The sequence below is a fragment of the Paracoccus sp. SSJ genome, from assembly GCF_030234105.1.
GTDB classification, from domain to species: Bacteria; Pseudomonadota; Alphaproteobacteria; order Rhodobacterales; family Rhodobacteraceae; genus Paracoccus; species Paracoccus denitrificans.
Map to the genome: position 1 here is coordinate 136,200 of NZ_JASSPE010000005.1, position 22,300 is coordinate 158,499.

Below are 22,300 nucleotides of genomic sequence, written 5' to 3' on the forward strand. Positions count from 1 at the left end.
CCCATGGAGAGATACCGCCGGAATCACCCAAGCGGATGCGGGCGTATAGGCGGAAACGGCCGCAAAGGAAAGGGTTTTCTGCCGTTTAGCCGCGCGGCGCGATACGGGTCAGGGCGATGTCGGCGACGCGCAGCCCCTCGGCCTGCAATATCCGGCCCACCGCCATCCCGTCCAGCCGGATCACGGCCGAGCCGTCGGTCTCGCGCTGCAACGAGATCCGGGGCTGGGTCCCCTCGCCGGTGCCGTGATAGCGCAGCTCGATGCGGTCCTGATGCCGGTCGAAATCGCCGATGACCGGCAGGTTTTCGCCCGGATCGTCGCCCGGCGCATCCAGCAGGAACAGATCCTCGCCCTCGCCGCCCTCGGCGAAATCGCCAGGCCCGGGATGCAGCGTGTCCCGGCCGGCGCCGCCATGCAGCCAGGCCCGGTCGGGATGGGCCGAGCCGATCAGCAGGTCGTCGCCGTCGCCCCCGTCCAGATCATCCTCGCCGCGCCCGGCCACCAGCGTATCGTTGCCCGCATTGCCCGAGATCCAGTCCTCGCCATCGCCGCCGGTCAGGAAATCGTCGCCATCGCCGCCAAAGATAGAATCGTCGCCCGGACCGCCATGCACGGTGTCGTTGCCGCCCTGCCCGGCCAGATAGTCGTCACCCGCGCCGCCCTCGATGGAATCGTCGCCGCCCGGCCCATAATCGCCGTCGCCATAGATCCAGTCGGTGCCGTCGCCGCCCAGCAGCGTGTCATTGCCCAGCCCGCCATGCAGATCGTCATTGCCGCCATGGCCGATCAGCAGATCGTCGCCATCGCCGCCGGCCAACCAGTCCGAACCCTCGCTGCCCTCGACCAAAAGTCCCTGGGGCTGATCGGGATCGTCGTCGCCGGGGTCTTGGGGCCTGTCGGGGTCCGCGCCCCCTTCGGAATTGCGGGTCGTGGACGCCACGTCGACAGCAAGGCCCGCGAACAGAAAGCTGATCAGACTGCTCAGCAGGAACATGGCACTATCCAAACGAATCACGCAAACCTGACGGGCAGGATAGCCGGCCGTCGCCAAGGTCGCATCAGCAATATTAATCGTGCTAACCGGCCGAGGCCGCCCTCGCGGCCCGGGTGCCTAGCGGTAATCGCGCGCGCCAAAGATCGCGCTGCCGATGCGGACATGGGTGGCGCCCTCGGCGATGGCGGTTTCGAAATCCGCGCTCATGCCCATCGACAGGCCGGCAAGCCCGTTGCGGGCGGCAATGTCGCGCAGGTCGCGGAAATGCGGCACCGGATCACGATCCTCGGGCGGGATGCACATCAGGCCCGAGATCGCCAGATCCAGCGCCCGGCACTGGGCGATGAAGGCATCGGCCTCATCGGGCAGGATGCCGGCCTTTTGCGGCTCGGCGCCGGTGTTCACCTGCACGAAAAGCTGCGGGCAGGCCCCGCGCACCTGCACCTGCCGGGCCAGCTTCGTCGCCAGAGAGGGACGGTCGAGCGTATGGATGGCGTCGAAAAGCTCCAGCGCCGGCTTCAGCTTGTTGGTCTGCAAGGGGCCGATCATGTGCAACTCGATGCCGGCGAAACGCTCGCGCCAGCCGGGCCATTTCCCCGCCGCCTCCTGCACGTAGTTTTCGCCGAATACGCGCTGGCCAGCGTCCAGCACCGCTTCGACCCGGTCGGGGGGCTGCACCTTGCTGACGGCGATCAGCGTGACCTCGCCCACCGCGCGCCCCGAAGCTGTCTCGGCCGCGCTGATGCGGCGCCTGATCTCATCCAGTCCCATGACGGCATGATTTCCAAAAGAAAAGAGCGGGCGCAAGGCCCGCTCTTCCTGTTTCCGTATCCCGAAGGATCAGAACTCGAAGCGCACGCCGAAGTCGGCGGTCACGTTCTCGGCATAGTCGCGCTGCAGCGAAGCACCCAGGCGGGCACCGCCCAGATCGTAGTTCACGCCGATACCGAACGCGTTGTCGGTTTCGTTGCTGTCACGATCGTTGTTGGCGATGTAGGCTTCCAGGTTGGTGCGGCCATCAGCCAGGGTGTAGTCGCCGTAGAGGGCGATGGTCTTGCCGTCGTAGCCATCTTCTTCGTCGCCAGCGTCAACGAAGTTCAGACCGATGCGAGCATTGTCCAGAACAGCGTAGCGGGCGCCGAGGAAGTAGATGTCGTTGCCGTCGATGCCGGCGCCGTTGAACGCGGCGGCAGCGGACAGTTCCAGACGCTCGTTCCAGGTGTAGTCGACCGAGAAGCCGAACTCTTCTTCCAGAACTTCGTTCAGGCCCGACTGGTCGGGATCGACATAGGAGGCTTGCAGCTTCAGGTCGCCCAGGGTGTAGAGGGCGCGGATGCCCACGCGGTCCACTTGATCGGTGACGTAGCCGTTCGAGTCATAGGCGAAGAAAGCGCCGGCGACGTCGCTGAAGCCGACCGAACGGTCATAGGAGCCGAGTTCGGTTTCGTAGATCAGGCCGTTCGAGTCGAAGGCGGTGTCGACGTTACCGACTTCAACGGTGAAGCCTTGGGCGCTGACCCAGAGTTTGCCGGCGTTGGTTTGAGCTTGGCCGTCGTCCGAGCCCTGGTCCCACTGCAGACGGAAGCGAGCACCGAAGTCAACGCCCGAATCGGTCGAGGACGAGGCGTCGATGTTCATCCGCAGGCGGCTGACAACACGCGACTCGTTCAGGCCGGCGGCGTCCTGAGCGGCGTTGTTTTCGTAATAGATCACACCGGTCCGGCCGTAGCCCGAGATCTTGACGTCGGCGGCAGCCACGCCCGCGGTCAGGAGCAGCGCGGTGGAGGCGATAAGAGCCTTTTTCATGATGTTTCCCTCTTGTCTCTCTCGTATGCCCCACCCGGCGGGCCGGTTTGGGGTATGCAAGTGGTGTCGCGCTTTCCCCCCCGCATTGCAACGGAATCGCATCGGCTTAGCCGGATTCCGAAAGCCTGTGATGCACATGGGCCACACCCCGTTGCAACAGCCCGCAACCGGCCGATCCCGCGCAAAAGGGGGCTTTACGCGCGCGAGCCATATCACCCCGACAGGCAAGGATCGCGCGGCGTGGCGCGGCCTCTCTTGTCGCAAGGGGCGGAATTGCGCTATGGCTCGCGCAAGGACGATCCGGGGGACACCAGATGACCAGACGCGCCGCACGGCTGACCGCCGCCCTGCTGATCTCGGCCGGGCTTGCCGCCTGTTCGGGCGGTGGCTCGGGCATGGGCTCCATGGGCTCGGCCGGCTCGGCGACCTCGGCCCCGGGCGGGAATCGCCAGGCCCAGCCGCAAGTCGCCGAACGGCGCGAGACGATCTGGGACGTGTTCTCGGACCGCCGCAATCCCAACGACACGGTGGCGGTGAACAAATACCTGTGGAACGCCAGCCTGGACGTGCTGAACTTCCTGCCGATCCAGTCGATCGACCCGTTCACCGGCGTCATCGTCACCGGCTATGGCACGCCTCCGGGCGGCGGGCGGTCCTATCGCGCCACGATCAAGGTCAGCGACCCGGCGCTGGATGCGCGTGCGCTCAAGGTTTCCTTGCAGGGTGCGGGCGGTGCGTCGGTGGCGCCCGACACCGTGCGCGCGGTCGAGGATGCGATCCTGACGCGCGCCCGGCAGCTGCGGGTCCAGGACCGCAACCTCTGATCCACCCGACCCCGCTGGACCTGCATCGGGCAAGCGGCTAATACCCTGCGGGCAATCTGTCGCCCGGAGGTTTCCATGCCCTATGATCCCGCAATCAGCGAACCGCGCTGGCAAGAGGCGTGGGAGCAGGCCGATACGTTCCGCGCCGTGCGGGACGAGCGGCCCAAATATTACGTGCTGGAGATGTTCCCCTATCCCTCGGGACGCATCCACATGGGCCATGTGCGCAACTACACGATGGGCGACGTGGTGGCGCGGTTCAAGCGCGCGCAGGGGTTTTCCGTGCTGCATCCGATGGGCTGGGACGCCTTCGGCATGCCGGCCGAGAACGCGGCGATGGAGCAGGGCGGCCATCCGCGCGACTGGACCTATGGCAATATCGCCACCATGCGCGGCCAGTTGAAGCCGCTGGGCCTGTCCATCGACTGGAGCCGCGAATTCGCCACCTGCGACGACGCCTATGTCGCCCAGCAGCAGGCGCTGTTCCTGGACATGCTGGAGGCCGGCCTCATCACCCGCAAGTCGGCGCAGGTGAACTGGGACCCCGTGGACATGACGGTTCTGGCCAACGAACAGGTGATCGACGGCAAGGGCTGGCGCTCGGGCGCCACGGTCGAGCGCAAGGAACTGACGCAGTGGTTCTTCAAGATCTCGGATTACTCGGATGAGCTCTTGTCGGCGCTGGACGGGCTGGAGGGCTGGCCCGAGAAGGTGCGGCTGATGCAGGCGAACTGGATCGGCAAGTCGCGCGGGCTGCAATTCCGCTTCCACACCGTCGACCTGCCCGATTTCCCGGCCATCGAGGTCTACACGACCCGGCCCGACACGCTGATGGGCGCCAGTTTCGTGGCGCTGTCGCCGGATCATCCGCTGGTCAAGGCGCTGGCCGCCTCGGACCCCAAGGTCGCGGCTTTCGTCGAAGAGTGCCGCCGCATCGGCACCACCGAGGAAGCCATCGAGACCGCGCCCAAGATGGGCTTCGACACCGGCCTGACGGTGCGCCACCCACTGGATGCCGATTGGCGACTGCCGATCTGGATCGCCAATTTCGTGCTGATGGATTACGGCACCGGCGCCATCTTCGGCTCGCCCGCGCATGACGAGCGCGACCATGAGTTCGCCACGAAATACGGGCTGCCGATCCGCGCCACCTTCGGCGAGCGCGGCATGGACCTGGAACAGGCCGATGCGCTGGTCGCCAAGGCGCCTTTCGTGCCGCTGAAATCCGAGACCGTGACCTATGTGCGCGGCTTTGCCGGCGCAGCCGACCAGACCGGCGAGGCGGCGGTGGATGCCGCCATCCGGCATGCCGAGGCCGCCGGCTACGGCGAGGGCGTGACCAAGTTCCGCCTGCGCGACTGGGGCATCTCGCGCCAGCGCTACTGGGGCTGCCCGATCCCGGTGGTGCATTGCGACGCCTGCGGGACCGTGCCCGAGGCCAAGGCGAACCTGCCGGTGCTGCTGCCGCAGGACGTCAGCTTCGAGGTGCCCGGCAACCCGCTGAACCGGCATCCGACCTGGGCCGCGACGACCTGCCCGAAATGCGGCGGCCCGGCCCGTCGCGAGACGGACACCATGGATACCTTCGTCGATTCGTCCTGGTATTACGCGCGCTTCACCTCGCCGCACGCAGCCACGCCGACCGACCGGCCCGAGACCGACTACTGGATGAACGTGGACCAGTATATCGGCGGCATCGAGCATGCGATCCTGCACCTGCTCTATTCGCGCTTCTTCGCCCGCGCCATGGTCAAGACCGGCCACCTGCCGGAAAGCGCCAAGGAGCCCTTCGACGCGCTGTTCACGCAGGGCATGGTCACGCATGAGATCTACATGACCCGCGACGAGCGCGGCCGCCCGGTCTATCACCTGCCCGAGGACGTGGTGGACGGCAAGCTGGCCGACGGCACGCCGGTCGAGGTGATTCCCTCGGCCAAGATGTCGAAGTCCAAGAAGAACGTCGTCGATCCGGTGAACATCGTCGAAGGCTTCGGCGCCGATACCGCGCGCTGGTTCATGCTTTCGGACAGCCCGCCCGAGCGCGACGTGGAATGGACCGCTGCCGGGGCCGAGGCCGCGAACCGCTTCCTCGCCCGGGTCTGGCGGCTGGCCGACGAGATCCCCGAGGACGGGGCCGACCCCGACCTGACCCGCGCCGCGCATCGCGCCATCGACGAGGTGACGCGCGCCATCGAGGGCTTTGCCTTCAACAAGGCCGTGGCCAAGATCTATGAGCTGGCGAATGCCATCGCCAAGTCGGGCGCGGGCGGCGAAAGCCGGCGCGAGGCGCTGCGCATCATGGCGCAACTGATGGCGCCCATGGTGCCGCACCTGGCCGAGGAGATCTGGATGAAGGCCGGCGGGCAGGGCATGGTGGTCGATGCCGCCTGGCCCAAGGCCGATCCGGCGCTGCTGGTTTCCGACAGCGTGGTGCTGCCGATCCAGATCAACGGCAAGCGCCGGGCCGAGATCGAGGTGCCCAAGGACATGCCCAAGGACCAGATCGAGGCCATCGTGCTGGCCGACGAAACCGTGCGGCGCTTCATGGAGGGGCAGGCGCCGAAGAAGCTGATCGTGGTGCCGGGGCGGATCGTCAATGTCGTGGTCTAGGCGGGCGGTCATCCTGGCCGCGCTGGCGCTGGCGGCTTGCGGCTTTTCCCCGGTCTACGGGCCGGGGGGCACGGGCGGCAAGCTGTTCGGCCAGGTCCGCACCGCCGATCCGCGCACGCCGGACGACTTTGCCTTTGCCGGCCGCATCGCCGAACGGCTGGGGCCCGAAGCGAATGCCCGCTTCCTGCTAGACTACAGGCTGCGCATCGCCGTGGTGCCGCAGGCGATCACCCCCGACGAGGTAACGACGCGCTATGCCCTGAACGGCAGCGCCGATTTTACCCTGACCGAAGCCGGAACCGGCCGCGAGGTGACGCACGGGCAGGTCAGCAGCTTTACCTCGTATTCCACGACCGGCACCACCATCGCCACCATGGCGGCCGAGCAGGACGCGCATGAACGGCTGGCGCGGATGCTGGCCGACCAAGTGGTGACGCGGCTCCTGGCCGTCCAGCCCGACGCGGTGCCATGATCCTGAAGGGCGCCGAGATCGGACGCTACCTGGCGCGGCCCGATCCGACGCGGCCGGCGCTGCTGCTCCATGGGCAGGACGCGATGCGCGTGGCGCTGAAGCGCGCCGAGGCGGTCAAGGCGCTGGTCGGGGAGGGCGCCGAGGAAGAGATGCGCCTGACCCGCATTCCCGGCGCTGATCTGCGCAAGGATCCGGCAGCGCTTCTGGATGCGGTCAAGGCGGTGGGCTTCTTTCCCGGCCAGCGCGTGGTGCTGGTCGATGACGCGCCGGACGCCGCCGCGCCCGCCGTCGCCTCGGCCATCGCGGAATGGAAGCCGGGCGATGCGGTGATCGTGGTCGCAGGCGGTGCCTTGGGCAAGTCCTCGGCGCTGCGCAAGCTCTTCGAGCCGCATCCCGCCGCCGTCACGGCGCCGATCTACGACGACCCGCCCGGCGAGGAGGAGATCGGGCGCTGGCTGAAGGATGCCGGCCTGCGCGAGGTGCCGCGCGACGCCATGCGCGACCTGATGGCGCTGTCCCGCGCACTGGATCCGGGGGATTTCCGGCAGACGGTGGAAAAGATCGGGCTTTACAAGCATGGCGACCCCGAGCCGCTGACCCCCGCCGAGATCGCAGCCCTGGCGCCCGCCACCATCGAGGCCGAGGTGGACGAGTTGATCGATTGCGTGGCCGAGGGCCGCGCGCGAGAGTTCGGCACGCTGATGCGGCGGATCGAGGGGCAGGGCACGGTGCCGGTGACGCTGTGCATCGCGGCGCTGCGGCATTTCCGGGCGCTGCATGCCGGGGCCTCGGACCCGGGCGGGCCGGGAGCGGGGCTTTCGCGGCTGCGGCCGCCGGTTTTTGGTCCGCGCCGCGACAGGATGATTCGCCAGGCGCAGGATTGGGGGATGCGGGCGCTGGAGGATGCGATCCACCAGTTGATCGAGACCGACCTGGTGCTGCGATCCTCGTCCCGGGCGCCGGCCATGGCGCTGATGGAGCGGATGCTGTTGCGGCTGTGCATGATGCCGCGGGGCGGGCGGTGACCGAGATCGAGGCCCTGGTGATCGGCGCGGGGCCGGCCGGGCTGATGGCGGCCGAGGTGCTGGCCGGGCAGGGCGCCCGGGTGGTGGTGGCCGAGGCCATGCCGACCCCGGCGCGCAAGTTCCTGATGGCGGGGAAATCCGGGCTGAACCTGACGCGGGATGAAGCCTGGGAACTGTTCGTGACGCGATATGGGGGCGCTGCCCCCGGCCTTCGGCCTCCCCCGGAGTATTTGAAGAACGGAGAAATCCGGCCGCAGGAGGTCATGGCCTGGGCGCGTGGGCTGGGAGTGGAGTTGTTCACCGGCTCGACCGGGCGGGTGTTTCCGGTCGGCATGAAGGCGTCGCCGCTGTTGCGGGCCTGGCTGGCACGGCTTGCGGCGATGGGGGTCGAGCTGCGGGCGCGCTGGCGCTGGACGGGTTTTCTGGGCGAAGGCTGGCGCTTCGAGGTGCCGGACGGGATCGAAGTGCTGGCGCCCCGCACCGTGGTGCTGGCTTTGGGTGGGGCGAGCTGGCCGCGGCTGGGCTCGGATGCGGCCTGGGTGCCCTGGCTGGTTGGGCGGGGCGTGGCGGTGGCGCCGTTCCGGCCGGCGAACATGGGGTTCCGCGTCACATGGTCGGCGCAGATGGCGCGGCATTTCGGCCAGGCGGTCAAGGGCGTGGCCCTGCATGTCGCCGGCCGGGTCGGACGCGGCGAATGGGTCGTCACCGCCCAGGGAATCGAGGGCGGCGGGATCTATGAGGTCTCGGCCGCGATGCGCGACGGGGCCGAGGCTTTCGTCGATCTGGCGCCGGACCTGGATGCCGGGGAACTGGCGCGGCGCCTTGCGCGCGCGCCCTCGAAGCTGTCGGTCGGCAACCGGCTACGGCGGGTTCTGGGCGATCCGGTCCGCGCGGCGCTGCTGATGGAGTGGGGCCAACCGCTGCCTGCCGAGCCCGAGCGGCTGGCCATGCGCGCCAAGGCGCTGCGGTTGCGGCACGACGGGCCGATGGGCATCGAGCGGGCGATTTCCTCGGCCGGGGGGATCGCCGCCGAAAGCCTGACCGATGCGCTGGAGCTGAAGGCGCTGCCCGGCGTCTTTGCCGCCGGCGAGATGCTGGACTGGGAGGCGCCGACCGGCGGCTATCTGCTGACCGGCTGCCTTGCCACCGGGCGGCTGGCCGGGCAGGGCGCCGCCGCCTATCTGGCCGCCGCGCGCAGGTAAGCCGGGCGGGCGCGCATCATCTGGAGATAATCCGTCAGCCGGTGCTCGGTGATCGGAAAGCGTGCCGTCAGCGCCCAGGTCAGGCAATGCGCCAGGATGATGTCGGGCACGGTCATGCGATCGCCCATCAGGAAGCCCCCCTCGGCGATACGATGCACCAGGGTGCGCTGGCTGCGCTCGAATTCCCAGCGCAGCGTGTTCTTGATCGCCGCCAGCCGCATTTCCTCGGGCAGCACGAAGCTGTGCCGCGCCGCCAGCCACAGCGCCGCGTCGAATTCGTCCAGCACGAATTGCGTCAGGCTGTCCTGCCGTGCCCGGTCGAGGCTGCCGGCCGGATGGGTCAGCGCGCCATGCTTGTCGGCCAGATAGTTCAGGATAGCGGTCGAATCGGTGATGGGCGTGCCGTCCACCACCAGCACCGGCACCTTGCCGGCGGGGTTGAAGGGCCGGACGCCTTCGGAATGCGGATTGACGGCGACATGTTCATAGGGCTGGCCCAATTCCTCGAGCATCCAGAGCACGCGCATGGCGCGGCTCTTGCCGGTTCCGATCACCTGATACATCCAGTTCCCCGCATCGCCTTGAACCCCAAGGCTAGCGCCGCCGCCCGATTCAGGCAATCAGCGCCATTGACGCGACCGCCGGCCGGGCGCAGGAATTGCAGGCTGCGAAAGGGAGAGGTTCATGACCAAGGCAATGCGCGCGCCGCTGTTCACGCCGGTGCTGATCGGCGGTTCGATCATCCTGCTGATCAACTTTGCCCTGCGGGCCAGCTTCGGCGTCTTCCAGATCCCGATCGCACAGGAATTCGACTGGCCGCGAGCCGAGTTCAGCATGGCCATCGCCATCCAGAACCTGGCCTGGGGCATCGGCCAGCCGATCTTCGGCGCGTTGGCCGAACGCTGGGGCGACCGCTGGTCGGTCATCATCGGCGCCTTTCTCTATTCCGCCGGGCTGATCCTGACCGCCTATGCCACCGACCCGCTGGCCATGCAGCTCCTGGAGGTCATGGTCGGCTTCGGCATCGCCGGCACCGGCTTCGGCGTCATCCTGGCGGTGATCGGCCGCGCCGCCAGCGACGAGAACCGCAGCCTGGCGCTGGGGATCGGCACCGCAGCCGGCTCGGCCGGACAGGTCTTCGGCGCGCCGCTGGCCGAGGTGCTCCTGGTCCATTACCCGTGGCAGACGGTGTTCGTCATCTTCGGCGTGATCGTGCTGGCCTGCCTGTTCTTCCTGCCGCTGCTGGGCGGCGGCAAGCCCGCCAGCCGCAGCGAGCTGGAGGAAAGCATGGGCTCGGTGCTGAAGCGCGCCTTTACCGACCCGTCCTACCTGATGATCTTTGCCGGCTTCTTTTCCTGCGGCTACCAGCTTGCCTTCATCACCGCGCATTTCCCCGCCATGGTGACCGAGATGTGCGGGCCGATCAGTCCGATGGGCACGCTGGCCAGCATCGGCATCACCACCACCTCGGCATTGGGGGCGGCGGCGATCTCGCTGATCGGGCTGGCCAATATCGCCGGGGCGATCTTTGCCGGCTGGCTGGGCAAGCGCTATACCAAGAAATACCTGCTGGCCGGGATCTATACCCTGCGCACCATCGCCGCCGCCGCGTTCATCCTGATGCCGATCACGCCCACCAGCGTCATTGTCTTTTCTCTGGTGATGGGCGGGTTGTGGCTGGCCACCGTGCCGCTGACCTCCGGCCTCGTCGCCTATATCTACGGGCTGCGCTACATGGGCACGCTTTACGGCTTCGTGTTCCTGAGCCACCAGATCGGCTCGTTCCTGGGCGTCTGGCTGGGCGGCAAGATGTATGACATCTACGGCGACTACACGCTGGTCTGGTGGGTCGGCGTGGGCGTCGGCGCCTTCAGCGCGCTGATCCACCTGCCGGTGCGCGAGGCGCCGGCGCGGCTGGCTTCGGCCTGACGACAGGTTTTTGCTTGACTGGTCAATCAACAATCCCGACGCTTCCGCCGGGGTGCCCCAAACGCCCGCCAGAAAACAGGGAGAGTTCCATGACCCACGACCACATCGCCCGCCGCCTGCTGCTGGGCCTGACCGCATCCGCCCTGATCGCGCCTGCCGCCGTGGCGCAGGACGCGGCGCAGATGCCGCAATGCCAGGTCGGCGAATTCGCCATGGGCCTGCGCTATCAGCAGCAATCGGCCGAGGTCCGGGCGCTGCAATTGCAGGCCTTTGCGCTGGCGACCGAGCGGCTGGACGCCGCCGTCGCCAAGGCCGAGGATCCGGCCAGGCTGGCCGTCGTTACCGACCTGGACGAGACGGTGATCGACAACACCCCGCTTCTGGTGCGCGACATGCAGGCGTGCCACCAATACGACACCTGGGACACCTGGGGCTTCTGGGAGCGGGACGGCAAGCCCACGCTGATCCCCGGCGCCAGGGAGTTCCTGGACCATGCCGACAAGGCCGGGGTGGCGATCTATTACATCTCGGACCGTTTCGGCGAGAACAAGCCCTCGACCATCGCCACGCTGAACGAACTGGGCCTGCCGCAGGTTTCCGAGGATCATGTGCTGCTTTACGGCACCACCAAGGTCGAGCGGCGCGGCGTGGTGTCCGAGGACCATGAGATCGTCCTGCTGCTGGGCGATACGCTGCACGATTTCGACGGCGTGTTCCACAAGGCCGATACCGCGACCAAGCGCGAAAAGGTGGACGAGAACCGGGCGCATTTCGGCGTGGACTGGATCGTGCTGCCCAACGCGACCTATGGCGAATGGAGCGAGGCGCCCCTGACCGCCTGGGACGCCGAGCTGAAGACCGAATAGCCGCATCCGCCCAGTTCAGCCCGATCCGGCTTGGGTAGGCGGGCGGGTCGTGAAGCGTTCGGGCAACCCCGCGGCAAATCCGCCGCGGGGCCATTGCGTCCCGCCCGGCAATCGACAAGTCTCGGCCCGTCGGATCGGAGGGGGGCGCTTCATGCGCGCATTGCTGTCGGGGGGGATCATCAGCCTGATCCTGGCCTATACGCTCAGTCAGTTCTATCGCGCCTTCCTGGCCGTGCTGTCGCCGGTCCTGCAGGCTGAACTGGGCGCGGGGCCCGAGGATCTGGCGATTTCCTCGGGCATGTGGTTCCTGACCTTCGCGCTGATGCAGATCCCCATCGGCGGGGCGCTGGACCGCATCGGCCCGCGCCGCACGGTGGCCGTGCTGCTGGCCCTGGGCGGCGGGGGCGGGGCGGCGGTCTTTGCGCTGGCGCAGGCGCCGTGGCATCTGCATGTCGCGCTGGCGCTGATGGGGATCGGCTGCGCGCCGGCGCTGATGGGCAGCTATTACATCTTTGCCCGCAACTATCCTACAGCGCTGTTCGGGACATTGGCCGGGGCGGCGGTGGGCTTCGGCTCGCTGGGCAATATCCTGGGCGCCGCGCCGCTGGTCTGGGCGACCGAGGCCTTCGGCTGGCGCGAGACGCTATGGGCGCTGGCCGCGGTCACGCTGGCGGTGGCGCTGGCGATCCTGGCCTTTACCCGCGACCCCGAGCGGCTGGCCGCCACCGCGCCGCGCGGATCGCTGGCCGAGATCCTGCGGCTGCGGCCGCTATGGTTCATCCTGCCGCTGTTTTCGGTGAACTATGCCGCCTCGGCCGCGATCCGCGGCCTTTGGGCCGGCCCCTACATGGCCGAGGTGCATGGCGCCTCGGACCAGTTGATCGGCTGGGCGACGCTGGCGATGGGCGTCGCCATGGTGGTCGGCAATTTCCTGGTCGGGCCGGCGACGCGGCTGGTGGGCTCGATCCGCAGGCTGGCGCTGATCGCCAACGGCGCCGGCGTGGCGGTGATGGCCGGGCTGTGGCTGTTTCCCGCCGAGGGCGTCGCGCTGTCGGTGGCATTCCTGGCTTTGGTCGGGCTGTCGGGTGCGACCTATACCGTGCTGATGGCGCATGGCCGCGCCTTTCTGCCCCCGCATCTGGTGGGGCGGGGCGTGACCTTCCTCAACATGTTCTCGATCGGCGGGGCAGGGGTGCTGCAATTCACCTCGCGCCCGGTCTATCGCTGGGCCAGCGCGCAAGGCAGCGCGGCCGAGGCATACTCGACCCTGTTCCTGTTCTTCCTGATTCCGCTTACGGTGGGGTTCCTGCTGTATTTCCTGACGCCCGAGACACCCGATGCCTGAAATGCCCGCCGACCGGATCGACGTGGTCGCCCCGAACCTGAAGCGCCGCCTGTCGGGCGTCACGGCGACCGTGGTGCGGCTGATCCCGGTGCAGGCAGGGATGATCGGCATCGCCACCACCGGCCCCGGCCTGCCGCCCGGCCTGCCGCATATCCCGCTGGCCCGCGCCGCGCTGTTGCCGCGCGACCGCTGGCGGGTCTGGCACGCGCGCCGCAATACCGAGATGGCGCTGGGGCTGATCCTGCGGCATGTGCTGCGGCGGCGCTATCGGCTGCTCTTCACCTCGGCCTCGCAGCGCCGGCACAGCCGCTATACGAAATGGCTGATCTCGCAGATGGACGCGCTGGTGGCAACCTCGGCCAGGGGTGCGGCCTATCTGGACCACCCCGCCCGCGTCATCCACCACGGCATCGACACCGACGGCTTCGCACCCCCGGCCGACCGGGCCGCGCTGCGCTCAAGCCTGGGCCTGCCGCCGGATCAGGTTCTGGTCGGCTGCTACGGCCGCATCCGCGCGCAAAAGGGCACCGGCGATTTCGTGCAGGCGATGCTGGCGCTGCTGCCTTCGCGCCCCGGCGTGACCGCGCTGGTCATGGGCCGGGCGACGGAAAAGCACCGCACCTATCTGGCCGCGCTCAAGGCGCAGGTGGCCGAGGCGGGCCTGTCCCAGCGCATCCTGTTTCCGCCCGAGGTGCCGGTGGACCGGATGGCGGCGTGGTATGGCGCGCTGGACCTCTATGTCGCGCCTCAGCGATGGGAGGGCTTCGGCCTGACCCCGCTGGAGGCCATGTCCTGCGGCGTGCCGGTGGTGGCGACGCGCGTCGGCGCCTTCGAGGAACTGGTCGCGGACGGCGTGACCGGCAGCCTGATCCCGCCCGAGGACCAGCCCGCCATGCAGGCGGCCATCGCGCGCTGGCTGGACGATCCCTCCGCCCGCCATGCCGCAGGACAGGCGGCACGCGCCCATGTCGAGGCGAATCACGCCATCGAAACCGAGGCCCGCGCCCTGGTCGAAGTCTATCGCGGGCTGCTTTCGTGAACCGCCTCGGCTTCCTGATTGCCCGCACCCTGCGGGACGAGGGCGCGCTGCAACGCCTCTCGGCGCCGCAATCCGCGGTGCTGGGCGATCTGGCGGGCAAGCGCATCGCGCTGGTCGGCAATGCCCGCGCGCTGGCCGATACCCGGCACGGCGCACAGATCGACGCCGCCGATCTGGTGATCCGCATCAACCGCGCGCCGATACCCTCGGCCGAAAGCCATGGCAGCCGCACGGACTGGCTGGCGCTGGCCGTGCGGCTTTCCGCAGCCGACCGCACCCGCCTGGCACCCACCCGCGTCCTGTGGATGTCGCCCAAGCGCAAGCGGCTGGACTGGCGGACGGCGACCAGCCCCGGCTTCTACCTGCATCCGCTTGCGGATTATCAGGCACTCAAGGCCCGGCTGGGCGCCCCGCCCACCACCGGCGCCATGATGATCGACCTGATCGCGCGCTCGGACATGGCACGGCTGGAGCTTTACGGCTTCGATTTCTTCGCTTCGCTCTCGCTGTCGGGCCGGCGAACCGCCGACCAGGTTCCCCATGATTTCAAAGGGGAATCCGAATGGGTGCATAAGTTGATGCTGGCAGATCGCCGAATTGCTCGGCATTAAGCCGAAATCCTGCCAGATCAGCGGGCGTTTTGACGAAATCTCGCTTTCCCTTTTCCGCAATACCCCCTATATCGCGGCGTCCTTTGTTGAAGGAGACCCCAATGGGCTACAAGGTCGTTGTCGCCGGCGCCACGGGGAACGTGGGCCGTGAAATGCTGAACATCCTGGCCGAGCGCCAGTTTCCTGCTGATGAGGTTGTCGCTCTGGCTTCGCGCCGGAGCCTTGGCACTGAGGTCAGCTATGGCGACAAAACCTTGAAATGCAAGGATATCGAGGGGTTCGACTTTACCGGCTACGACATCGCGCTGTTTGCCATCGGCTCGGACGCGACTAAGACCTATGCGCCCATCGCCGCATCGCAGGGCTGCGTGGTGATCGACAACTCGTCGCTTTACCGCTACGACCCCGAGATCCCGCTGGTCGTGCCCGAGGTGAACCCGGATGCGGTCGAGGATTACCGCAACAAGATGATCATCGCGAACCCCAACTGCTCGACCGCGCAGATGGTGGTGGCGCTGAAGCCGCTGCATGATCGCGCCCGCATCAAGCGCGTCGTCGTCTCGACCTACCAGTCGGTCTCGGGTGCCGGCAAGGAGGGCATGGACGAGCTGTGGAACCAGACCAAGGGCGTCTATGTCCCGGGTCAGGAAGTCGAGCCGAAGAAGTTCCAGAAGCAGATCGCCTTCAACGTGATCCCGCAGATCGACGTGTTCATGGACAGCGGCGACACCAAGGAAGAATGGAAGATGGTGGCCGAGACCAAGAAGATCGTCGATCCGGCGATCAAGGTCACGGCGACCTGCGTGCGCGTGCCGGTCTTCGTCGGCCATTCGGAATCGGTGAACATCGAGTTCGAGGACTTCCTGGACGAGGACGAGGCCCGCGACATCCTGCGCGAGGCGCCGGGCATCCTGGTCATCGACAAACGTGAGCCGGGCGGCTACTCGACCCCGGTGGAATGCGTGGGCGATTTCGCCACCTTCGTCAGCCGCATCCGCCAGGACGTGACGGTGGAAAACGGCCTGAACATGTGGATCGTCAGCGACAACCTGCGCAAGGGCGCGGCGCTGAACGCGGTGCAGATCGCCGAGCTTCTGGGCAATCGCTGCCTCAAGAAGGGCTGATCCCAAACGGATATGTGAGGGCGTCCCCCGGGGCGCCCTCTTGCATTTCCGGCGCCCCTCGCTGACCTTGGCCCGGTCATGACAAGGGGGTCCGATGCGCCATCTTCTGATATCCACCGCCATCCTGCTGGCCAGTCCCGCGCTGGCCGACCGGATCGAGACGACCGCCCGCGTCACCGATGTCACCGTCTATCCCTGGGGTGCCGGCGTCACGCGCGAGGCCAGCCTGGACCTGCCCGCCGGCGCGCATGAGCTGGTGATCCCCGGCATCCCGGAAGGCATCGACGCCTCGAGCCTGCGCATTTCGGCCGAGGGTGCGGTGATCGGCGCGACCGGCTTCCAGCAGGAACGCGCCCTGCCCGAAACCCCGGCGAAATCCCCCGAATTGCGCACCGCCGAGGAAGAGGTCCGCCGCCTGAAAGCCGCGCTGGCCGAACGCGATGCCGGCGTGGCCGAGATCAAGGCCCGGGCCGAGGCGGCCGAGGACACCATCGCATTCCTGATGAAACTGGCCGAATCCGACGCCGCCGGCACCGGCGACATCGCGGCGCTGACCCGCTCGGTGGGCGAGCAGTTGCTGCAAGCGCGCCAGACCGCGATCCGCGCCGAACTCGAGGCCGAGGCCGCCGATGCGGGGCGCGAGGAACTGGCCGAGGAACTCGCCCGCGCCGAAGCCCGGCTCGAGGCCCTGCGCGGCCCGGATTCCGAACGCGGCGCGCTGGTGATCGCAGTGCAGGGGCAGGGCCAGCCTGCCCGCATCCGCATCACCAGCCTGACCGGCCAGGCAAGCTGGGAGCCGGTCTATGACCTGTCCTTGCAGCGCAAGGAAGGCAAGCTGCGGCTGGATCGCGAATTGCTGGTGCGGCAGAATACCGGCGAGGACTGGCGCGGCGTGCATCTGGTGCTGTCCACTGCGCGGCCGATGGACCAGTCGGCGCCCAGCGAATTGCAGCCCGATTTCCCGCGCATCGGCGATCCCGAGGCCAAGCTTTACAGCCGCTCGGCCGCGCCCATGGCCGAGCAGGCCGTCATGGATTCGATGGAGCGCGCCTATCCCGCATCGGCACCCGAGCCCGGGATCGCCGGCTCGGCCCTGGCCGGCATGGTGGGCGAGACCGTGGTCTATGACTATCCGACGCCGGTGGACATGCGCGACGGCGCCGATGCGCTGCGCCTGCCGCTGGATTCGCACGAACTGGCGCCCGAGATCGTCGCCGAGGCGGTGCCGCGCCGCGACGACAGCGCCTATCTGGTTGCCGATACGGTGAATTCGACCGGGGCGGTGATCCTGCCGGGCGACGCGACCTTCTATGCCGATGGCGCCATGGTCGGACGCGGCGCGCTGGAACTGACCGCCGCCGGCGACGACATGAAGCTGGGCTTCGGGCCGCTGACCGGCATCAAGCTGGAGCGCCGCATTCCCGACGAGATCGAGGGCAATCGCGGGCTGATCTCGAAATCCTCGGAGCGCCGGGAAACCGCGATCCTGCGCCTGCGCAACCTGACGGGCGAGGAATGGCCGCTGCGGGTGATCGACCGCGTGCCGGTTTCGACCCAGGAAAACCTGCGCATCGACTGGTCCGCCGATCCCAGCCCCGACGAGACCGATCCCGACGGCAAGCGCGGGCTGCTGGTCTGGAACGGCAAGATCGCCGCGGGCGAGGAACGCGTCATCACCCTGACCACCTCGCTGCGCTGGCCCGAGGGGCAGACGCTGATCGCCGGCGACTGACGGCACTTCGCCTGCTGCCGGCAAGGGATTGCAAGGCCCACCCCGCAGGGTGGCGGCCAGCGCATCTTGCCGCGAGCCGCGCCTTGCCCCGATGTCGCCGGCACCCGCCGCGAATGCCCCCTGCGACATCTGGCGTGGGCTGGCCCACGTCGCGCCGGCGAAAAGCCGCGAAGGGCAGCCCTGGCACGCCTAAAGCGCCAGTTCGCCGCGCTCCAGCGCCTCGGCCAGCCGGTCCACGGCCTCGGCCAGGCGCTCATCGACCAGATGCAGATATTGCGTCCAGTCCGAGAGCTGCGCCAGTTCCTCGGCCCCGTCCGAAATACCGCGCAGCCCGATCAGCGGTAGGCCGAAACGCTGGCAGGCGCGCAGCACCGCAAAGCTTTCCATATCGACCATCTCGGCGGCGATCGCGTCGTAGCCGGCACCGCTGACGATACTGGCCCCGGTTGCCAGGCTGGCCGAGGAGATGCCCGGAATTTGCAAGGGCAGGTCGACGCGCACGGGCAGGCCCAGCAGCGGCGTCTCGCCCCGGGCGAAACCCAGGGCCGAGGCGTCCATGTCGCGATATTCCAGCGAGGCGACCTGATAGACGCCCAATTGCTGCAACCGGCGGGAGCCGGCCGAACCCAGCGAGACCACCAGTTCGGGCAACTCATCCCGCGCGGCCAGCCGCGACAGCGCCGCGGTCAGTTCGACCGCCGCCTCGACCGGCCCGACGCCGGTCATCAGCGGCGAGATCCGCGCGCGCAGCTGCGGCCCATATTCCGCATCCAGCGCCATGACGAACAGCACCCGCCGCCCGGCCAGAAGATCGGGGTCCACCGTCATGACCATAGTCCCGTGTCCGCCATTCGTCCGATTGCCACCATGATCCCCTCCGACAGGTTTTGCCAAGGGAAGCGCAGCCGGGCGGGCAGGGCAAGAGCGGCGCGATCATCCGGTCAGGGCGCGTGACATCGCGGCACGTTCGGCCGGCTCGGGATCATGTGCGGCGCGGGGCGCATCGCGCCCGACCGGCAGGCTCGGCACCGGGGCGGCAAAGCTCAGCAGCAGGCGGGCACCGGACAGCCCGCGCAGCCCCCAGGACAACAACCCGCCCGCCGGCCCCGCCATGGCACCGCGCAAGGGCTGGTCCGGCAGGGCAGTATTCAGCGCATCGCGCAGGGCGGCAAGGCCGGGGCTTGCACCGCAGGCATCGGTCCAGACCTGGACATGCCCCTCCAGCGTGCCGGGCGCCGCCGCACCCCACAGATCGGCATAGCGGCGGTTCGAGATCAGCAGATCGCCATTGGCGCCAAAGACCGCCACCGCATCCTCCAGCGCATCCAGCACCTCGGCACCCAGCGACAGGTCGGCGCGGAACTTGCGGGTCAGCGAGATTTCCGAGGTGATGTCCTCGAACAGAAAGGCCACCGCGCCGTCGGGATGGGGCCGTCCGGTCACGCGATAGGTCTGCCCGCCGGGCAGCGACCACATCTCGACGTGATGCCCCGAGGACGCCGCGGCCTCCAGCGTGTTCATCTGGTTGCGCCAACTGCGATAATCCTTGGGCTCGGGCACCATCCGCGCCTCGCGCAGCCGGTCCAGAAAGGCGTAAAGCGTCGGCCGCGCGGTCAGGAACCCGGTCGCAAGCCCCGTCAGGTCGATCAGTGCCGGATTGAACAGTTGCAGGTTGCGATCGCGGTCAAAGATCGCCAACCCGATGGGCAGGTCGGCAAAGGTCTTGGTCAGGGTCTGGACGAATTCGCGCAACGAGCGTTCCGCCCGGACCGCCGCATCGGCGGGCAGGGCGATGGCAACGGTCTGCCCGCCGATTTCGTGCAGGTGGCAATCATACCAGCGGCTCTGCCCGTCATGGTCGACCTGCATCCGCCGCGCCCCGCCCGAGGTGGCGGGCTGGACCGGCCGCGCCGACAGGTCGATGATCCGGGGCAGGGGCCAGACCGTCTGTCCCCGCGCCTTGGCCTCGGCCAGGTTCAGATAGGCCGAATTGGCCCAGGTGACCTGACCTTGCGGATCCTGCCGCCAGGCCAGCATCGGCGAATGGTCCATGGCGCTGCGCAGGATTTCCAGCTCCTGCTCCATGGCGCGCAGGGACAGGGAATCGACCAGGATACCGGCATCCTCGGCCGCCGGGTCGGCCAGTGTCAGGCGCAGCAGGCCATCGCCCAGATCATCGGCCAAGAGCCGCAACGGGCTGTCGCCGGCGCGCTCCTTCAGCTCGATCCGCGCGGCGTCGCCCAGATCGGGCAGCAGCGCGCCGAATTCCGGCAGGCGCATGCACAACCATGAACTCAGCCGCTGCCAGTCTCCCTCGCCCGGCAAGCTGGCCAACAGGGCGCGGGCCGGCGAGGTCGCATCGACCAGCACCCCGTCGCGAAACAGGAAGACGGTCGGCTCAAGCCCGCGTTCCAGCCCGCGCGCCGTGCCTGCCCCGGCAAGGCGCCGATCCATAAGCCGGGTCAAGGCCAAGGCCGGCAAGACCGCCAGCACCGCCGCCGCAAAGGCGATAAGGAAATGCACAACCATCGGAACATCCCTGAACGATACAGTCGGATACAACTATAGCGGGATGTTTTAAGAAGTGGTTAACGCGGCCGGAGATCAGGCCAGTATCTCGGGGTTCGGTCCCAACGGTGCGCGATTTCCGGTCTCGATCACCTCGCGCGGCCAGGTGACGACGACCTCGGCGCCGCCCTGCGCCCCGTTGGCAAAGCGCAGCCGCGCACCCGAGCGCTCCAGCAGAGCCTTGGCGATGAACAGGCCCAGGCCCATGCCTTCATAGCTGCGCCCGTCCTCGGCCCGGGGGCGGGTGGTCAGGAAGGGGCTGCCGATGCGCGGCAACAGCGCGGGCGGAAAGCCCGGCCCGTCATCGGCGACCCGCACCCAAAGATCGCGGCGGTCGGCGCCGGTCTCGACGGTCACGCTGCGGGCGGCGAAATCGACGGCGTTCTGGATCAGGTTGCGCAGCCCGTGGATCACGGCGGCATCGCGCTGGACGATCAGCGGCTCGGAGGCCGGCAGCACCACGATCTCGGCGCCGCGTCCGTGATGGGGCGCAGCGGCCTCGGCCAGCACCTCGATCAGCGGAGCCGAGCGGATCAGCAGGTCGTCGCGCCCGGCGCTGCCCATGGATTTCAGGATGTCGCGGCAACGGTCCGCCGACTGGCGCAGCAAGGCGACATCCTCGGCCAGATCCTCGCGCTCGGGCAGGGCCTCGGCCAGTTCGTCGGCCAGTTCGGCGCCGACCAGCTTGATCGTGGCCAGCGGCGTGCCCAGTTCATGCGCCGCGGCGGCGACCACGCCGCCCAGATGTTGCAGCCTCTGTTCCCGCTCCAGTGCCAGGCGGGCGGCGAACAGCGCATCCGAGGTGGCGCTGACCTCGGCGGCGACCAGCCGGGCATAGCCGGAAAAGAACACCGCGCCGATCACGATGGCGAACCAGTGCCCGACCAGCAGCGGCTCGCGCAGCGTGACCAGCCCGCCCGACCCGAAGGTCAGCGGCTGGGCGCAGACCGCCGCCAGCGTCACCATCAGGAAGGTGGCGGCACCCAGCGCCAGCAAATGCCGGGGCGGCAGGGCGGTCGCCGCGACCGTCACCGGCACCAGCAGAAGCAACGCAAAGGGATTGGCAAGCCCGCCGGTCAGCGCCAGCAAGGCCGCCACCTGCCCCAGGTCGAAACCCAGCTGCCAAGCCGCCTCGCGTGCCGAGATGCGCCGGTCCGGCCGTGCCGTCAGCGCCAGGTTCAGCGCCACCGCCAGCCCGATCACCGCCAGCACCGCCGCCAGCGGGAAGCCGGCTCCGATCAGCAGCGCGACGCCCACGGCCGCCAACTGGCCCGCGATCGCCACCCAGCGCAACAGGATCAGGGTGCGCAGGCGGATCGGCTCGGGGGCCGGCTGGCCGGGAAAAAGGTCGATGCGGTGGGAAACAAGGCCGAATGGCACGCTGGGTCTTTCTGTTGGAGGACGGGCTTTTGCATTGATACCCATGGCCGGATGCGCGATCAATGCGCCCACGGACTGGAGATGCGCCGGATGGGCAAAGACAGAACGATCCTGATCCTCGGCAGCCTCACTGCGGTGATGGTGCTGGTGACGGGCTGGCTGTGGCTGTCGCGCGGCGAGGCCGATCCCTTCGCCCCCTGCCGCAAGGGCGTGGCGCAGGGCGGGCTGGACGGTCTGGGTGCGCCCTTCGAGTTGACGGACCAGAACGGCCGACGGGTCAGCGACCGGCAAGTGCTGGCAAAACCGGCGCTGCTGTATTTCGGATATACCTATTGCCCGGATGTCTGCCCGCTGGACAGCGCCCGCAATGCCGAGGCGGTGGCGATGCTGGAAGAACAGGGAATGCAGGTCACGCCGGTCTTCATTTCCGTCGATCCGAAACGCGACACCCCCGAGGTGCTGCGCGATTTTGCCGGGGCCATGCATGAGCGAATGATCGGATTGACCGGAACCGCAGCGGAAATCGATGCCGTATCGAAAGCCTGGCGGAACTATTACAAGCTGAATGATCAGGAGGACCCCGAGAACTATCTGGTCGATCACATGACCAATACCTATCTTGTGATTCCCGGCTCCGGGACCGTCGAACTCTTCGGCCGTGAGCTTTCCGCCCAGGATCTGGCGGAACGCGCCGCCTGTTTCATTGACGCTGCGTCAAGCACCGGGGTTTGACCGAATGGGCAAAACACTCTAATCAACAGTGAACTTTCAAG

The 22,300-nt window shown here is 68.2% G+C and carries 20 protein-coding genes; 13 read left to right on the forward strand and 7 right to left on the reverse strand.

The genetic code is table 11. The features are described from left to right. Positions 1-85: 85 nt before the first annotated feature. The 3 genes from QPR87_RS07240 to QPR87_RS07250 form a co-directional block, all read right to left on the reverse strand. The gene (locus QPR87_RS07240; protein ID WP_285048931.1) at positions 86-994 is read right to left on the reverse strand and encodes a calcium-binding protein; all 909 of its coding nucleotides are present in this window, start codon (positions 992-994) and stop codon (positions 86-88) included. Between the two features lie 117 nt (positions 995-1,111). Further along, positions 1,112-1,765: a YggS family pyridoxal phosphate-dependent enzyme gene (locus QPR87_RS07245; RefSeq protein WP_285048932.1), complete on the reverse strand. Its 654-nt coding sequence runs from the start codon at positions 1,763-1,765 to the stop codon at positions 1,112-1,114. A gap of 69 nt (positions 1,766-1,834) precedes the next feature. Beyond that, complete coding sequence (locus QPR87_RS07250) at positions 1,835-2,800, reverse strand: porin (protein WP_285048933.1); 966 nt, start codon at positions 2,798-2,800, stop codon at positions 1,835-1,837. Positions 2,801-3,114: 314 nt separating this feature from the next. Here QPR87_RS07250 and QPR87_RS07255 point away from each other — a divergent pair, with 314 nt between their 5' ends. The 5 genes from QPR87_RS07255 to QPR87_RS07275 all read left to right on the forward strand — a co-directional run bounded on the left by QPR87_RS07255 (position 3,115) and on the right by QPR87_RS07275 (position 8,933). Continuing rightward, positions 3,115-3,624, forward strand: a complete 510-nt coding sequence (locus tag QPR87_RS07255; protein ID WP_011749039.1) for a DUF3576 domain-containing protein — start codon at positions 3,115-3,117, stop codon at positions 3,622-3,624. Between the two features lie 75 nt (positions 3,625-3,699). Continuing rightward, complete coding sequence (leuS, locus tag QPR87_RS07260) at positions 3,700-6,234, forward strand: leucine--tRNA ligase (protein ID WP_285048936.1); 2,535 nt, start codon at positions 3,700-3,702, stop codon at positions 6,232-6,234. Continuing rightward, a complete protein-coding gene (gene lptE, locus QPR87_RS07265; RefSeq protein ID WP_011749041.1) occupies positions 6,221-6,706 on the forward strand; it encodes an LPS assembly lipoprotein LptE in 486 nt (161 codons plus the stop codon). The genes leuS and lptE overlap by 14 nt, the downstream gene beginning before the upstream one ends. Then, on the forward strand, positions 6,703-7,731 hold the full coding sequence (holA, locus tag QPR87_RS07270) for a DNA polymerase III subunit delta (RefSeq protein ID WP_011749042.1): 1,029 nt from the start codon (positions 6,703-6,705) through the stop codon (positions 7,729-7,731). The genes lptE and holA overlap by 4 nt, the downstream gene beginning before the upstream one ends. 5 nt (positions 7,732-7,736) lie before the next feature. Then, positions 7,737-8,933 carry a BaiN/RdsA family NAD(P)/FAD-dependent oxidoreductase gene (locus tag QPR87_RS07275; protein ID WP_285049043.1) on the forward strand — a complete coding sequence of 399 codons (1,197 nt, stop codon included), beginning with the start codon at positions 7,737-7,739 and terminating at the stop codon, positions 8,931-8,933. On the opposite strand, the gene QPR87_RS07280 is transcribed toward QPR87_RS07275, so the two are convergent. Continuing rightward, positions 8,909-9,496, reverse strand: a complete 588-nt coding sequence (locus QPR87_RS07280) for a glutathione S-transferase family protein (RefSeq protein WP_285048939.1) — start codon at positions 9,494-9,496, stop codon at positions 8,909-8,911. The two genes, QPR87_RS07275 and QPR87_RS07280, sit on opposite strands and share 25 nt — an antisense overlap. Before the next feature lie 121 nt (positions 9,497-9,617). Between QPR87_RS07280 and QPR87_RS07285 the strand changes: the two genes are divergently transcribed. The 7 genes from QPR87_RS07285 (at position 9,618) to QPR87_RS07315 (ending at position 17,579) form a co-directional block, all read left to right on the forward strand. Further along, a complete protein-coding gene (locus tag QPR87_RS07285) occupies positions 9,618-10,862 on the forward strand; it encodes an MFS transporter (RefSeq protein ID WP_011749045.1) in 1,245 nt (414 codons plus the stop codon). Between the two features lie 89 nt (positions 10,863-10,951). Continuing rightward, positions 10,952-11,728 (forward strand): 5'-nucleotidase, lipoprotein e(P4) family, encoded by a 777-nt coding sequence (locus QPR87_RS07290; RefSeq protein ID WP_285048940.1) that lies wholly within the window; start codon positions 10,952-10,954, stop codon positions 11,726-11,728. A gap of 151 nt (positions 11,729-11,879) precedes the next feature. Further along, positions 11,880-13,073 (forward strand): MFS transporter, encoded by a 1,194-nt coding sequence (locus tag QPR87_RS07295; protein ID WP_104493149.1) that lies wholly within the window; start codon positions 11,880-11,882, stop codon positions 13,071-13,073. Then, on the forward strand, positions 13,066-14,112 hold the full coding sequence (locus tag QPR87_RS07300; protein WP_285048941.1) for a glycosyltransferase family 4 protein: 1,047 nt from the start codon (positions 13,066-13,068) through the stop codon (positions 14,110-14,112). Before QPR87_RS07295 ends, QPR87_RS07300 begins: the two co-directional genes overlap by 8 nt. Further along, the gene (locus tag QPR87_RS07305; RefSeq protein WP_285048942.1) at positions 14,109-14,723 is read left to right on the forward strand and encodes a glycosyltransferase family 29 protein; all 615 of its coding nucleotides are present in this window, start codon (positions 14,109-14,111) and stop codon (positions 14,721-14,723) included. The genes QPR87_RS07300 and QPR87_RS07305 overlap by 4 nt, the downstream gene beginning before the upstream one ends. Positions 14,724-14,824: 101 nt before the next feature. Continuing rightward, a complete protein-coding gene (locus QPR87_RS07310; RefSeq protein WP_011749050.1) occupies positions 14,825-15,847 on the forward strand; it encodes an aspartate-semialdehyde dehydrogenase in 1,023 nt (340 codons plus the stop codon). A gap of 94 nt (positions 15,848-15,941) precedes the next feature. Beyond that, complete coding sequence (locus QPR87_RS07315; protein WP_285048943.1) at positions 15,942-17,579, forward strand: DUF4139 domain-containing protein; 1,638 nt, start codon at positions 15,942-15,944, stop codon at positions 17,577-17,579. Positions 17,580-17,768: 189 nt separating this feature from the next. On the opposite strand, the gene QPR87_RS07320 is transcribed toward QPR87_RS07315, so the two are convergent. From QPR87_RS07320 to QPR87_RS07330, 3 genes are all read right to left on the reverse strand, one after another. Continuing rightward, complete coding sequence (locus tag QPR87_RS07320) at positions 17,769-18,407, reverse strand: 5'-methylthioadenosine/S-adenosylhomocysteine nucleosidase (RefSeq protein ID WP_104493222.1); 639 nt, start codon at positions 18,405-18,407, stop codon at positions 17,769-17,771. 105 nt (positions 18,408-18,512) lie between these two features. After that, positions 18,513-20,108, reverse strand: a complete 1,596-nt coding sequence (locus QPR87_RS07325) for a PAS-domain containing protein (protein WP_285048944.1) — start codon at positions 20,106-20,108, stop codon at positions 18,513-18,515. Positions 20,109-20,183: 75 nt separating this feature from the next. Continuing rightward, a complete protein-coding gene (locus QPR87_RS07330; RefSeq protein WP_285048945.1) occupies positions 20,184-21,527 on the reverse strand; it encodes an ActS/PrrB/RegB family redox-sensitive histidine kinase in 1,344 nt (447 codons plus the stop codon). A gap of 81 nt (positions 21,528-21,608) precedes the next feature. Here QPR87_RS07330 and QPR87_RS07335 point away from each other — a divergent pair, with 81 nt between their 5' ends. Then, positions 21,609-22,259, forward strand: coding sequence for an SCO family protein (locus tag QPR87_RS07335; RefSeq protein WP_502921601.1), 651 nt, complete (start codon positions 21,609-21,611; stop codon positions 22,257-22,259). Positions 22,260-22,300 lie beyond the last annotated feature (41 nt).